Origin of the sequence: Saccharolobus shibatae B12 (genome assembly GCF_019175345.1) — an archaeon.
GTDB classification, from domain to species: domain Archaea; phylum Thermoproteota; class Thermoprotei_A; order Sulfolobales; family Sulfolobaceae; genus Saccharolobus; species Saccharolobus shibatae.
Genome location: NZ_CP077717.1, coordinates 1,912,972 through 1,927,422, shown reverse-complemented (window position 1 = coordinate 1,927,422; position 14,451 = coordinate 1,912,972). Strand labels below are relative to the sequence as shown.

At 36.5% G+C, this 14,451-nt stretch carries 15 protein-coding genes; 8 read left to right on the top strand and 7 right to left on the bottom strand.

Features of this window, described 5'->3' with window-relative positions; all coding sequences use genetic code 11:
* The first annotated feature begins 44 nt into the window (after positions 1-44).
* The gene (locus J5U23_RS10130) at positions 45-1,454 is read left to right on the top strand and encodes an aldehyde dehydrogenase family protein (protein WP_218258135.1); all 1,410 of its coding nucleotides are present in this window, start codon (positions 45-47) and stop codon (positions 1,452-1,454) included.
* Between the two features lie 407 nt (positions 1,455-1,861).
* Here the strand turns inward: J5U23_RS10130 and J5U23_RS10125 are convergent, their stop codons facing one another.
* The 4 genes from J5U23_RS10125 to J5U23_RS10110 all read right to left on the bottom strand — a co-directional run bounded on the left by J5U23_RS10125 (position 1,862) and on the right by J5U23_RS10110 (position 5,116).
* On the bottom strand, positions 1,862-2,491 hold the full coding sequence (locus tag J5U23_RS10125) for a type 1 glutamine amidotransferase (protein ID WP_218258134.1): 630 nt from the start codon (positions 2,489-2,491) through the stop codon (positions 1,862-1,864).
* A gap of 35 nt (positions 2,492-2,526) precedes the next feature.
* Complete coding sequence (locus tag J5U23_RS10120) at positions 2,527-3,249, bottom strand: hypothetical protein (RefSeq protein WP_218258133.1); 723 nt, start codon at positions 3,247-3,249, stop codon at positions 2,527-2,529.
* A 73-nt stretch (positions 3,250-3,322) separates the two neighbouring features.
* Positions 3,323-4,258, bottom strand: coding sequence for a zinc metalloprotease HtpX (locus J5U23_RS10115; RefSeq protein WP_218258132.1), 936 nt, complete (start codon positions 4,256-4,258; stop codon positions 3,323-3,325).
* Between the two features lie 33 nt (positions 4,259-4,291).
* A complete protein-coding gene (locus J5U23_RS10110) occupies positions 4,292-5,116 on the bottom strand; it encodes an undecaprenyl-diphosphate phosphatase (RefSeq protein ID WP_218258131.1) in 825 nt (274 codons plus the stop codon).
* Positions 5,117-5,273: 157 nt separating this feature from the next.
* Here J5U23_RS10110 and J5U23_RS10105 point away from each other — a divergent pair, with 157 nt between their 5' ends.
* Genes J5U23_RS10105 through J5U23_RS10095 form a run of 3 tightly spaced genes read left to right on the top strand, consistent with a single transcriptional unit; the run spans position 5,274 to position 8,229 of the window.
* Positions 5,274-6,110, top strand: a complete 837-nt coding sequence (locus tag J5U23_RS10105; protein WP_218258130.1) for a KaiC domain-containing protein — start codon at positions 5,274-5,276, stop codon at positions 6,108-6,110.
* Between the two features lie 36 nt (positions 6,111-6,146).
* On the top strand, positions 6,147-7,343 hold the full coding sequence (locus J5U23_RS10100) for an MFS transporter (protein WP_218258129.1): 1,197 nt from the start codon (positions 6,147-6,149) through the stop codon (positions 7,341-7,343).
* Entirely contained in the window at positions 7,288-8,229 is a 942-nt protein-coding gene (locus J5U23_RS10095) for a dipeptidase (protein WP_218266080.1), read from the top strand. Before J5U23_RS10100 ends, J5U23_RS10095 begins: the two co-directional genes overlap by 56 nt.
* An 89-nt stretch (positions 8,230-8,318) precedes the next feature.
* On the opposite strand, the gene J5U23_RS10090 is transcribed toward J5U23_RS10095, so the two are convergent.
* Both J5U23_RS10090 and J5U23_RS10085 read right to left on the bottom strand, forming a co-directional pair.
* Entirely contained in the window at positions 8,319-9,683 is a 1,365-nt protein-coding gene (locus J5U23_RS10090; protein WP_218260673.1) for a phytoene desaturase family protein, read from the bottom strand.
* Entirely contained in the window at positions 9,680-10,141 is a 462-nt protein-coding gene (locus J5U23_RS10085) for a sterol desaturase family protein (protein WP_218260672.1), read from the bottom strand. Before J5U23_RS10085 ends, J5U23_RS10090 begins: the two co-directional genes overlap by 4 nt.
* Before the next feature lie 130 nt (positions 10,142-10,271).
* On the opposite strand from J5U23_RS10085, the gene J5U23_RS10080 reads away from it, so the two are divergent.
* The 3 genes from J5U23_RS10080 to J5U23_RS10070 are packed head-to-tail and all read left to right on the top strand — an operon-like array spanning position 10,272 to position 12,624.
* On the top strand, positions 10,272-11,105 hold the full coding sequence (locus J5U23_RS10080) for a phytoene/squalene synthase family protein (protein ID WP_218260671.1): 834 nt from the start codon (positions 10,272-10,274) through the stop codon (positions 11,103-11,105).
* Positions 11,105-11,758, top strand: coding sequence for a lycopene cyclase domain-containing protein (locus J5U23_RS10075; protein ID WP_218260271.1), 654 nt, complete (start codon positions 11,105-11,107; stop codon positions 11,756-11,758). The genes J5U23_RS10080 and J5U23_RS10075 overlap by 1 nt, the downstream gene beginning before the upstream one ends.
* Positions 11,740-12,624 (top strand): hypothetical protein, encoded by an 885-nt coding sequence (locus tag J5U23_RS10070; protein ID WP_218260670.1) that lies wholly within the window; start codon positions 11,740-11,742, stop codon positions 12,622-12,624. Before J5U23_RS10075 ends, J5U23_RS10070 begins: the two co-directional genes overlap by 19 nt.
* 8 nt (positions 12,625-12,632) lie before the next feature.
* Here the strand turns inward: J5U23_RS10070 and J5U23_RS10065 are convergent, their stop codons facing one another.
* A complete protein-coding gene (locus J5U23_RS10065) occupies positions 12,633-12,974 on the bottom strand; it encodes a hypothetical protein (RefSeq protein ID WP_240780791.1) in 342 nt (113 codons plus the stop codon).
* Between the two features lie 580 nt (positions 12,975-13,554).
* Here J5U23_RS10065 and J5U23_RS10060 point away from each other — a divergent pair.
* On the top strand, positions 13,555-14,328 hold the full coding sequence (locus J5U23_RS10060) for a DODA-type extradiol aromatic ring-opening family dioxygenase (protein WP_218260669.1): 774 nt from the start codon (positions 13,555-13,557) through the stop codon (positions 14,326-14,328).
* Positions 14,329-14,451 lie beyond the last annotated feature (123 nt).

Genomic DNA, 14,451 nt, shown 5'->3' with positions numbered 1-14,451 from the left:
TATTTCATAATTGCTTAAAAACTTCAAATGTAAATATATACTTGATGAGTTTAGAGGTTATTGAAGTTCGTTCGCCCTCTAATCTTAAGGTAATTGGAACTGTGAAGAGAATGAATAAAGACGAGGTTAGGGGAGAGATAGAGGAGGCATATAAGGGATTTGAAATAATATCAAAGATGCCCCTATATAAGAGAACTGCCATATTGAGGAAAGTATCGGAAATTTTGGAAAGAGAGCAGGAGAGATTAGCTAGACTACTTGCAATGGAAGCCGGTAAGCCGATTAGGGATTCCAGAGTTGAAGTATTAAGAGCTTCCAGACTGTTTAGACAAGCCGCTGAAGAGGTGGGAATGGTTCTAGAAGGTAAGAATTATAGGGTAGATGCTTATGAGTACCCTCCTGGGAATGAGAATAGAATAGTTGTGAGTACTAGGGAACCGATAGGTGTTGTAACTGCAATTTTACCCTTCAACTTCCCCATAAACTCCTTTGCCCACAAGGTTGCCCCAGCTTTAGCAGTGGGAAATTCAGTAGTGGTTAAGCCAAGTATAAATACACCTCTAGCAGCCGTAGAGATGAAGAAAATATTGGTTGAGGCTGGATTACCTGATAGTGCAGTTAGAGTGGTCACTGGTTATAGTAGTGAGATCGGGGATGAGATAATCACTCACCCATTAGTTGGTTTGATTACGTTAACTGGTTCTACGCAAACTGGTCTTAAAATAGCATCTAAAGCTGTTTCATTAGGGAAGAGGATAATAATGGAGTTGGGAGGTTCAGATCCCATAATCGTCTTAGAAGACGCCAACATAGAGAGGGCCTCTTCAATAGCTGTTAGAGCTAGGTTTGAGTACGCTGGACAGAACTGTAATGCTGGTAAGAGAATTATAGTTAGGCAAGAGGTATACGACAAGTTCGTAAAGGCGTTTAACGAGAAGGCTAAGGCGTTAAAGGTAGGTGACCCCTTGGATGAGACTACTGACGTTGGACCAGTAATCAACAAGGAGAGTGTTGAAAACTTAAACAGTGTATTGGAAGACGCTAAAGTTAAGGGAGGAAGGGTTGAGATCCTCAATAGGGGGCCAGAAAGTGGAAGTTTCTTCTCGCTGGCTATGGTAACCAATCCCTCACTGGATATGTTAGTCTTAAAGAGTGAAGTCTTCGGACCTATAGTACCAATTGTGAGCGTTAAGAGTGATGAGGAGGCAATACGAATAGCCAATTCAACTGAGTATGGTTTGCAATCAGCAATCTTTACTAACGATGTGAATAGGGCCTTGAAGTTAAGTAGGGAGTTGAAGTTTGGTGCTGTTATCATAAATGATAGTACTAGGCTAAGGTGGGACTCATTACCCTTTGGCGGATTTAAGAAGACAGGTATTGGGAGAGAAGGAGTTAGAGAGACAATGCTTGAAATGACTGAAAATAAGTTAATTGCTATTACATTACTTTAAGTGGTAAAATTTTTTACTACATATTTTATAGTGTGAACTACCCCGCCCTAACCGGTACTCCCAAAATCATTTAATTAAATATAATAATTATGGATTAATAAATGCCTATTATCTTATATATGATAATATATATCAAAAGGGAATGATTCTATCTGAATTTCCATGAAATTAAAGTATTCCTTTTTCATTTTTCTAACATCTACGAGAAAATATGAGAAGAATAACATGAACTATACTACTGCTTCTTAAGTAATACATAAATATTGGAGTATTTGGTGAGATTTTTACTTTAAATTTTTAGTTAGTTGTCAGATAGTTATAAATTTTAATTGCTTAATTTCTATAATATTTTGGAATGGATTATTTCTGAAAATAGATTTTGGGTCTACCGTTCAGGAGGGAGTAGCTCACAACTGCATCCAGTACTGTATCAACTTAAATGCATTAGCTTCAAGTTCTCCCTCAAATCTCTTCACGTAGTTCGCCACACTTTCATCTCCACCGTAAAGCTTAACCCATTGACTAACCATTTCTGAATTAACTTCCAAATGGAATTGTACACCTAAAGCTCTCTTTACCTTAAAGGCTTGGAAGTAGTTATTGCTATAAGCTAAGAGAACTGCGTCTTGCGGTAAGGAAAAAGTATCCCCATGCCATTGGAACACTGAAAGTTCGTCTTTGCTTGTGAAATCCTTCAATTCCCCTAATAACTTTACCTTTTGTATACCAATCTCTTGCCCGAAACCACCTTTTATTACTTTACCACCCAAGGCTTCTGCAATTAATTGAGAGCCTAAACAAACTCCTAAAATCCTCTTATTTTCCTTATACGCCTTTTTTATTAAATCCATTTCAACGTTTAAAAAATGATATTTATCCCTTTCATAAACTCCAATTGGCCCTCCCATTATTATTAAAGCGTCAAATTGCTCATTTCCCTTAAGTTCTTCAGCCATTATTTCATTAACGCGAGGTAAGAATTTCTTTAACGTTCCTAACGTTTCCACCGGATGATTATAAACTGCTAGTATCTTCATATGCATAAAAATAAGGAAATATAGAAATATAAGTATTAATGACCAACTGCCCTAGCTACCCTCTGTCCAGATAAGGCTCCTAAGATACCGGCAATTGTATCTCCAGGCATAAAAGCTAATACGTCGAACTGTATAGTAACCCAGTTCACTATAGCACCATTTATTAAAGGATTTAGAAATCCTAGGTAAAATATTGGGTCTGGAATAGCACATAGTATACCAATTATGGTACCTTCAATTGCAATCAATACTACTCTTTTTGTCTTGAGTGAAGTTCCGTTGCTATCGCTATACCTAATGTTGAATAGGTTACCCCTAGTAGCTATAATCACAGCATCTATGAAAAGACCGTAAGTAAATGCCTCATAAATAAAATATAATGGCTGGCCAGCAAAGCCGTAATGGAACAAATCCGCCAATAATGTATAAATCGTTAAACTCATTGCACCGACTCCAGGCTTTCTGACCAGCGATGCGACTATTAGAAGTATGAAAAGCCTTCCCCAGAATTCAATACCGATAAATGGAGAGCTAGGAAAGAACCTCGCTATGAAACTCCCCATATAAAATTCCCATACTACACTAAATGCTCCTCCAATTGAAATGTAAACGAAGTCAATTGTTGTGAAAGATGACTTAACTAGTCTTCTGCCCAATCCGTAAACTACTAAAGGCGCTAATATAAAATAAGCAACTACTATTTCCCATGGTATCATTCCCGGAACTGATGTATCGAATTTTATCCCATTAAATCCCATATTATACACTTTATTAATCATCTTTATAAAGATTTCGTATAGAGAAACTATATTATATTTAGAAGCATGTAGACTATATATTACTACCATATATTAATCGATAAATCATTTGAGCTCTTCTAGCTGGATAGGGATGTGTGGATAAAATGTCCTTAAATGCACTAACCTTAGTTCTCAACCACTGTTCAACTAGCAATTGAGGATCTTTCTCTTCCACCTTAACTGGTGGAGCTGTCACTATAATTCCAGTGAATGGGTCAATCCTAATGTTTTGCATATAAATTTCAATCTTAGCTAACGCAGTAGCTAAAGCCTTCGACCCCTCTCCTAATACTAGAAAAGAATTATAATCCGCATAGGATTCTCTCAGCCTATTAAACCATAAGACGAAAATTTGTAAGATGAAAGTTACAATGAATATGACAAATCCTATTGCTAAAGTCGCTATGGCGAATAATAGTTCAATTTCATCTGCTGCAAGGAATAATGCCAAATATCCGAAATTCATCAGTAGCGTACTTATATATCCTAACACTGTAGGAATAAGACCTATTGTCATACCTATCTCAACGTCCCTATGCTTTATGTGTCCTACTTCATGAGCTATAACTGCGGTTAACTCATCAACGTCCAGAATGTTCAAGAGGGGTAGAGTTATTCCAACTCTCATCCCGCCTAATCTATTACCGTAAGCAAATGCATTAGGATAAGGTGCGTCAATTACGAAAACCCTAGGGGGCTTAATTTTGGACTCCTCAGCTATTCTCCTAACTAAATTGTAAAGCCAGCCGTACTGTGGGTCATTTGAAAAAACCTCATAACCACCTCTTCCCACTACATAAGGAGATATAATCCACTGGAATAACCAAAAAATTACGAGAGCTGGAAATATAAAAAATAAAGATATATGAAGTAGAGAGGCTATTCCCATTAATACTATGCCCTCTGATATAATAGTTAGACCTAATGAGATAACCATACTTAACGTCAATCTTTGTTTTAAATCCATCAATAAAATCTTGTACATCCCTTAATTAAAACATTATGCAATACTGCTTAAGATTCCACTAATGATCGCTATAATCCCCAAGATTATTACGAGTACAACTACCTTATTCGTCCTAGCAAATCTCAATAACGCGTTAATGAAGAAGATACTAACAAATGTAGCAACTACGATTGAAATTAGCAAACCAGATAGGCTTACCGAGTGAACTGCTTGTGAAACCTCGTGCTTGCTGAAAAGTACAGTCACACCTATGGCACCTAGTGCGGCTGGTATTAATGAAATAAAGGATAGTTTAAACGCTTCCTCTGGCTTTACGCCTAACAATATTAACGCAGATGTGGTCATTCCAGATCTACTGACGCCGGGAAGAGCTGCCAACCCTTGTGCGATCCCAACGATTATTATATCCCTTAACTTCAAGTCGTGTAACCCTTTTCTAGGAAAATAATTGTTCCTTGATAAGTAGATTACAATTCCGTCAATTAATAAGACTACTCCTAGTACTGTCATTGGTAACCCTAAAATTGGTAAAGAGATGACGAAAAGGTAAAGGGGCACTCCCACAAGCCCAGTAATTATCGTTACAATTACCAAGAACTTCAAGAGTAAATAGTCTTCTCTTCTGGAGGACATCCTAACAAGTGCCTTTAATAACCCTGAAATCTCCCTTCTGAAGTAGATTATTGCAGCGGCAATTGTCCCAATTTCCATGAATAGGCCAAAGGAGTATGCTACGCTGAAGGAAAGACCTAAAAGAGTTGATGAGACAATTAATACTTGAGTTTTACTACTTATTGGTATCCACTCACTTATTCCTTGTACGATTCCTAGGATTACGCCAATTAATATGTAATCCATGTGTAAAAAGTCTTATGTTTGGAAATAAGCCTTGCCTACATAGAATATATATGACAAATTAAATTATATAGAAGCTATAATGTAGGAATGCACCTTGTTGTGAACAAAGAAGTAATCGTCAAGCAACTTTTATATGCCTTACAAATTATAATATCTTATGAAAAGAGTAAAGACATATATACCTGGGCTTGATGAAATCCTTTACGGTGGAATTCCGGAAAGACATATAGTATTAGTTTCGGGTGGACCGGGAACTGGTAAATCAATTCTAGGAAAACAATTCCTATATAACGGGTTAACAAAGGGTGAAGGAGGGGTATTTGTAGCCTTAGAGGAACATCCCGTCTCTGTACGTAGAAGCTTTGAGCACTTTAAATGGGATGTGAGAAAATATGAAAGGGAAGGGAAATTCGCAATAATTGACGCATTTACAGGTGGAATTGGCAGTGCCGCACAAAGGGAGAAGTACGTTGTGAAGAACATAGATGATGTGAAGGAGTTATCAGAAAACATTAGAGCTGCAATAAAGGATACAAATGCTAGTAGAATCGTTGTGGACTCAGTAAGTACACTTTACTTAACGAAACCAGCGATGGCTAGGAGTATTGTAATGCAATTGAAGAGAGTTATTTCCGGTCTAGGATGTACTGCGATTTTCGTAAGTCAAGTTTCAGTTGGGGAAAGGGGATTTGGTGGGCCAGGTGTGGAACACGCAGTTGATGGTATAATAAGGTTAGACCTTGATGAAGTTGAGGGTGTAATGTATAGGTCAATTATAGTTTGGAAGATGAGGGATACTAAGATATCAATGGTTAGGCACCCAATGGATATAACCGATAACGGAATTTCAGTACAATGGGATAAGTACTTGAAGATGAGCAATTGGTCAGTCTCAATACAACCATTACCGCAAAAGGATGTTGATGAGATGAGAAAGGCAGTAGAAGAAGCTGAAAAGGAAGTGGAAGTAAAGGTAGAAGAAGAGGAGGATTAGAGTTAGTTATTTAACAAACTGTATAACTTTTAACTTATGGACAGGGTTAGCATTTTTTCACTAATAGTCTCAAGGGTTTTAAGAAGTTTATCAGCTGGTATAATATTCGTTATCTTACCTTACCTTGTTTTAGTTGAGTTGAAATACTCATCATTAATCTTGGGATTTACATACACTGCTGGTACTTTTGCTACGGCAATATTTGGCTTAGGTGTAGGTTACCTTGCAGACTTGTATGGAAGGAAAAATTCCCTAATCCTAGCTTCGTTTCTCCTACCCTTAAGTGCTTTACTCATATTCCTAAATCACTCCCTAATAGCACTTTTTGTCGCATCAGCATTAGGAGGGTATTCAGCAACTGGAGCAGTTGCTGGTGGAGGAATCGGGGGAATTGTTGCCCCTATACAAAACGCCCTAATTACTGAGCTAACCGAGAACGAGAATAGAACATTTTACTTCTCTCTTTTCACATTTCTATCTGGGATATCCGCTTCAGTTGGCTCACTTATAGCCGGGTTATTTAATTCAGAGCAAGGATTTTTGATTGCTATAATAATGGGATTTTTGTCAGTTCTCGCACTACTCCCCATAAGGGCTAAAAACATAAGGGCTAAGTCCGCGTCATTGAAAAACAAAGTAGTAATAGGAAAGTTCTCGATTACAGGATTATTAAATGGTATATCTGTAGGTCTAATAACTCCATTCCTAATTCCGTTCTTCATCCTCGTGTATCATACACCGAAATCTGAGATGTCAATCTACACTTTCGCAAGCAGCCTTATCGCTTCCACACTAATCCTCATAGCACCATTTTTGGATAAGAAAATGGGATTTGTGATGAGCATAGCTATTACTAGAGGTATAGGAGCAGTTCTTTCAATTATGATGCCCCTTATAAGGATCTTCCCAATATCTTTAGGAATTTACTTGATCCTTCCTGCCATGAGAATACTAGCAATGCCTATACAACAAAGGGCTATGACGGAAATGGTAAGCCAAGATGAGGTGGGTAGAGCAATGGGGATTAATCAAGTAACTAGATTGGCAGCATCCTCTGGTTCAACTGGCTTAACGGGTTACCTATTCTCAGAATCGCAGATTGACTTGCCGTTCTTGGCATCTGGTATCATAATGGCTTTAAATATTTACATGTACTATAAATTCTTTGGAGGCAAAAATGAAGTTAATAGACCTTCACGAGGATCTAGCCTACTCAAACCAAGTGGGGATTGATGTAATTGAAGGTGAAAGACAGTCCAGCATAAAAATGCTTAAAGAGTTCGACTCGTTAATTTTTGCCTCAATCTTCCCACACGTTGATACTTTAGACGAGAGGAGTGAGGAATTAACTGCCCTTTATGGAAATCCCACTAGGTCAACGAATTTTTCTCTTGAATTATTTTTAGATCAAGTGAAGTTTTACTATTATCTAGAGAGAAAAGGTATGGTGAAAATTGTGAGAAGCGGTAATGACGTTGAGCCTCGAGGTGTTAAATTGCTATTGTCATTGGAAGGTGCTGATGTTTTAAGGGATTATAGCGACCTATATCTTTTAAAAGAACTTCACGTTTACAATTTAGGTTTAACTTGGAATTACGATAATAAGTTCGCGTCGTCTTGTATGTCCAAGAAGGATTACGGACTGACTTCAGAGGGAGAGGAGCTAGTTAAATTAGCCAATAGGCTAGGAATAATAATAGATCTGGCCCATGCTGGTAAGAGGACTGTTTTAGATGTCACTTCAATTTCTAAAAAACCAGTAATCGATTCCCATACCAACTTCACCAGACTGAAGCAACACAAGAGAAATCTGGATGATGAGGAGATAGAGGCTATCGTTAAGACTAAGGGTGTCATGGGAATTACGGCGATAATATCCACTTTAAAGGAGGCAACAATTAATGGACTAGTTGAGAGTATAAAATATTTAGGAGAATCGTTCGGTTGGGAATACGTTGCCATTGGCACTGACTTCCTGGGGATTGGCGAAACACCTAAGGGATTTGAGAACATTTTAAAGGTTAAAGAATTGGCTAAGGCAATAGAAGGGTATGAGGAAGAAGTCTTATGGAAAAACGCTTTTAGAGTAATAAAAGAAAATTTATCTTCTTCTGGCTAACATAATTCCAATTATTATTACTGACTTGCTTATATAAAATATATTAGTCAGATCTATATTATTTGACCTAACTAATATAAGGAATCAGACTATGATAACTCATTCAATATTTTCTTACTTACAATCATTGCAGAAAGAGTTACCATTGGCACACCTATTCCAGGTTGAGTATATTGGCCAACGTAATATAAGTTCTTCAGCTTAGTGTTCTTCATTGGAAGTCTAAAAGGCCCAGTCTGATCTAGGGTATGGGCCAGACCGAACGCTGCACCTTCAAAGGCGTTGTAGTCTCGTTTGAAGTCCTCGGGCCCATAAACTCTGAGATAATTAGCCTTAATTTTACTCCCTATCTTAACCTCCAAATCCCTAATTATTGCATCTACAAGTTCTTTACTAATGCTGGTACCAGTGCCCACTGGTATTAGTATAACTAGGTCTCGCGCCTCCTTATCTGTTGCCGCCCTATAGCTTACATAATAAGAAGTATTCTCTATGCTAGGTAAAGAATTTCTTTCTATGGACTCGAAGTGTTCCCTCCAATTACCGTTGATAACTACTGTATGATGAGGCAAATCCAACTTATCCTCTATCCCAATGTAGGCTAAAATTGCTGATGGCGATAGCTTATATCTTCTACCTTTTATTATAACCTTATACTCCTCTGGTAGTAAACTATCAGCGTAAAAGTAATCCATGTTGAATATAAACACGTCTCCCCTTTCCTTTTCACTATCCGACGAGACTTCTACAACTTTATTGCCATCTATTTTAACCTTATTAACTTGAAAGCTGAATTTAAATTGTACTCCCATTTTTGTAGCAATCTCGTACAATTTCTTAACATAACCTTCAAAACCTTTATGGGGATAGAAGACACCTTGATGGTAAATTGCGTAATTTATCATAGCATAAACTGCTGGGACCTTAAATGGAGAACCACCTATAAATACCGATGAGAAACCCATGGCCTTTCTTATCAAACTATCCTTAAAGTACATGGAATTGAAATTATCTAAAGTATTCAACAGTGCAGACAAGTTAGTTATTACCTCCTTATTCAGAAAATCTAGTAAAGTCATTTCCTTCTTTATGAAGTTCTTAGAAAAGTCATAAAACGTCTTTACCTTATATAAATACCTTTCATCAATGTCATCTCCAGTAAACTCTCCATACTGCTTTTCCAAAAACTTACTTTCGATGACCTTAACTGGAGGTTTAATTCTTTCTATCGGATGCGATACTTGCCCTATTTCAGAAAAGAATTCCTCAAAGATCTCAGGCATTAAATACCAAGAAGGGCCCATATCGAACCTATATTCACCAGCTGAAAAATACCTCGCTCTTCCACCTGGGATGGAGTTTTTTTCTAGTACCGTCACTTCTTCAAATACCTTTTTGAGCAGTATAGCAGTAGAAATGCCTCCTATCCCCGCACCTACTACAACTGCCTTCATCCCGATTCATCCTTCATTGTTGGAACCTTATCCAAGCCCTTAATAATGAATAGAAATCCCCAGTTGCCTTCTCCTTCCTTATGGTGTATATCGTGAACTAATATTAAATCTCTAAAAGGTCTCCGCTTTAAACCCCAAGATCTGAGATGTAAATGTCTATCGTGAATTACCATATCGTGAATGAAAAAGTAGGCTACTCCATAACCAGTCATACCGAATGCCATGCTCAAAGCCATGTAATCCCCTTTTATGCCTAAGAAGAAGAAATAGAGCGCAATTATGGCGAATATTAAACCGAACAAGTCGTTTTTCTCAAATTCAGTCTGCTTTTCGTTATGATGATCCTCGTGCAGAAACCATAGTAAACCGTGCATCACGTACTTATGCATTAACCTCGCTACGAATTCCATACCTACAAACGTTAGTGCCGCAATTCCGACATAGTCTATAAACATCATGATGGCTTACTCAACTTATAACCATTTAAAAATATGTTAGAGAGTTTTTTATATTCTAATAAATATGAATATTAACAATTGTCTAACACAAAGATTTAGCTACTATAACGTGGTTAAACTTAGATACTGAATGGTTCAAAAACTCAATGAGATCTTTAAGAAGGGAAGCATTACATATTACAACAGCTCCTATTTCTTCCCACCGAAGGTTAGGGAAGACGTGACCAAACTCTATGCCTTCGTGAGAGTATTTGACGATCTTGTGGATTCTGTTCCACAAAAAGTCGAGGAATTTTACAATTTGAGGAAACTCTATTACTTGGAGAAAAGCGGTTATGATACCAGAAATATTGTATTACAAAATTTCGTTGAATTATCTATGAGAAAGGGATTTGATGATAGTTGGGTAGAGGCTTTCCTAAACGCAATGGAGAGTGACATATATAAGAAGGTCTATTATACAATTGACGAACTCTTAAAGTACATGTATGGCTCTGCTGAAGTAGTAGGCTTGTTCATGATGAAGATCCTAGACTTACCAAGTGAATCAATGCATTACGCTAGAATGCTTGGTAGAGCAATGCAGTTTCTGAACTTCTTAAGAGATATCCAAGAGGATTTATATCTAGGCAGGCAATATTTACCCGTTGAGGATATGGAGAAATTTGGAATTGACAGAATGGAGTGTAACGAAGCTTTTAAGGGATTTATAAGATATGAAATAAACCGTTACTTTGAATTTGAAATGGAAGCCGAAGAGGGATTTAGGTACATACCAGCTAGATATTTAGTTCCTATAAAGACAGCTTCAGAAATGTATAAGTGGACTGCGTTAAGAATAAGGAAATTTCCATGTATCGTATTGTCAAAAAAGATTAAACCTAGAAGAAGGAAGATAGTAGTTACAGCAATAAAGAACTTTGCTGGTGTCTATTTGTGGAGGTTCTTAAACCTGATTATGTGATGATAGACTCGATAATTTTCTTTCCAACCTTAATCCTTTCACTGTTCGTGAAAAGAAATTACGTGAATCTATTGAAATCCATTGTCATAGTTTCTCCACTTTACTTATTTTGGGACTTTCTGGCTACATGGAGAGATTCGTGGAGTTTTAATCCTAAGTATGTAATAGGAATTTACATAATTGACTTGCCCATAGAAGAAGTAATGTTTTTCCTCGTAACTCCTTTTGCTACACTTTTAATATTCGATTTCATTAGGAATAAAGTTAGGGACGCAGAAATAAAGTGGATTCCGAAAACGATAGGTATTTCAATTCCTCTATTATCGCTTTCCCTTCCATTTGTCTACACTTATTCTTATACATTTATAGATTTAATTTACTTAATAATGAGTCTTACAATCTCTCTCTTGATTGCGAGAGATTTATTAATATCTAGAAATTTTTGGATCTTTATAGGACTTAGCTACATCCCCTTCCTAGTATTCGACTATTTCCTAACTTCAGATCCAATCGTAGTATATGGACCACATAGTATTTTAGGGATTAGATTTATCACAATTCCAATTGAAGATTTCATCTACTCCTTCTCTATGATCACACTATATACATTATTTTACAAAAGAGGTAATAGATTATGGATGAGACAGAGATAGAGAAGCTATATAATGGTCGACTAAGTGACCTTTACTATCTTTACTCTCACGCTAGTTCAGAGGAGATAATAAAATGGATGAGAAATCGTAAAACAGCAGAGATGAGAATTTATGAGATAGAGGGGGACAGTGATGTTGTAGTAGTTATTCCCACTGCTAATGTTAACGGAAAACTGGCCAGAAATGTGAAGGAAGTTTATAAGGGGTTTCATATAATATTTGTAGAAAGCTTCGGACCTTTATTCAACTACGCTAGAAGTGCAAACTTTGGATTAAAGTACTCTTTAAGGTTAAAGCCGAGATGGATTATAATATCCAATGATGATGTAATAAGTGTTAAAGGAGATGTTAAAAACGAGTTAAGCGTAGTTTCCAGAAACGTAGATTTAGTTATGGCTTCAAAATCCAATTATCACACATATCCCGTGGTGTTAGTAAAGCCAAATGAATATTTTATCAAGGGAATGAAGGTTTTCGGCAAGGTCTTCAATTCAGCTCCTGCTGAGGTTTATGGTAAAATATTACGTTACAAGGAAAGGTTTGAGGTAGATGTAATTACGATGATTAAATCCATGGTTGGTTTCATGGTAAAGTTCTCGGGGGAAATAGTGGGCGAATTCATTAACGCTGGCAGTTTCGCAATAGTAAGACCTAAGGAAAAAGTAATGGATGAGACGTTCATTAATTCCCATGAGGATCTATTGCTTTCAATTACCTCAAAATATTACATAAGTAACGTTAAGGTAAGGGAGATGAGAGGAGCTTCATTAGGGTTTGGGAAATTGAGATTTGCAAAAATCTTCGTTAATGAGATCTACTTTAATTATCTAATTAGAACTGGAGTATTAAAATTAAATGATAAGTAATTAGATAGTTATGCCTTCTTAGCCAACGTTAAAATCAATTCCCTTAAATTGTCAATTCTTTTGTTTAAATCTTCAAATCTCTTATCAATTGCCTCGAACCTCTTGTCTACATAATCTATTATTTCCTTTTTGTTTTTATCAGCATATTCCGTACTCTCCTTTCTAGCCTTATCCGCATAATCCATTGCCTCCTTAAATTTTTTATCTATCGACTCCATTATTCCCTTCAATTCGTTCCTAATGTTTCTTAACTCCGTAAATAAATAGTCCATATTTTTGGTGTTGTAGTAGTTCATCAATATTAAGTACTCTTGCTCACTTAACCTCTTCCCTTGAGTGGTCTTATTCAATAAACTCCTCACATAGTTGCTTAATAATTCTCCCAAGCTTTTGTACAATATATCTTCAGCTATGTATAAAGGGGCGATTCAGGTTTCCATTGCGAATTGTAATTATGGCAAAAATATATTAACAAAGGAAATTGTTAAACGTGAATCCTTACCAGTCCATAGGAGAGTGTTCAATTAAATTCATTTCGTTTCAATAAATAAACTGAATTCGCAAAGGAGACTTCAATCGCCCGTATAAAGCCTCGCGTCCTATACTTTAAAACCTTTATTAAAAAACACATATAGAGATGTTCTTCCTTAACCTCTATCGTGATCTTGAAATTCTCTTAACGAGGATTAGGACGAGGGTACTCGTTAATTAGCAATGTCTGCTTAGTTGTGGTTATGGCAAATTTTATTGTAAAACTGTACAATTATCTGTATATCACCTTATTAATATATATTATATTATTCTTTATAGTTGAATATAATGTATAATCGTATAATATGAAATATTATAATTATAATAATTTTTAAATTTTACTTAAGTTGGACAACTTCACAGTATAAAACTTAAAGTTTGAAATACCAAGAATTAAATGTGATAAGCTTTATTTTAGTAGCACCTCATGGAGATGAGATAATTGATCCAAAAGAAGGAAAATTATCGTTGTTAAATAAGGCAATGAGGGAAGCTGCAAGTTTAGTTGAGGCTGATGAATACATCGTAATTACTCCCCATAATATAAGAATTGATGATCACATGGCGGTAATATTAACACAATACGCTGAAGGAAAGCTGGGTAAAATCAAGAGAAAGTACCTTTGTGATAGGGGATTGGCTTACGAAATATATGAAAGAGCAAAATGGAAGGGTCTACCAGTGGTTGGTGTTAATTTCGGGGCTTTAGAAGGAAAGGAGTCAAAGATCGCGCTGGATTGGGGGTCATTGATTCCTCTTTACTTCTTGAAAAGAAGGAGAATTGTATTGTTGACTCCAGCTAGGGGGGTTAAAAGGGAGATACTGAGAGAGTTTGGAGTAGTAATTGGTGAAGTTTTAAGAGATCATAGAAAGAGGATTGGCGTAATAGTTAGTGCGGATCACGCTCATACTCACGATCCAAAGGGACCTTACGGTTATTCAGAATACGCTGCGGTTTACGATTCCATGATTGTAGATATTTTCAAGAACGAAAGATTTGAGGATCTGATGAAGATTGATGATAAAGTTGTTAGTGAAGCGAAGCCCGATAGCTATTGGCAATTGCTCGTAATGCTCGGAATTCTTGAGAGTAGTTGTAATAGGTATAGCGTTAAGATGATGGTATATCAAGTCCCAAGCTATTTTGGGATGATGGTTGCTCTACTCAACTAATTCTTTACGGTTATATAAAAAACTAAACTATGGAAACATTTCTAATAAAATAGAAAATTTTTCCAAATTATAAAGTTCCTCTTCATAAAATAAAAGTTTTGCTATTAATCTCACTCTGAGGAG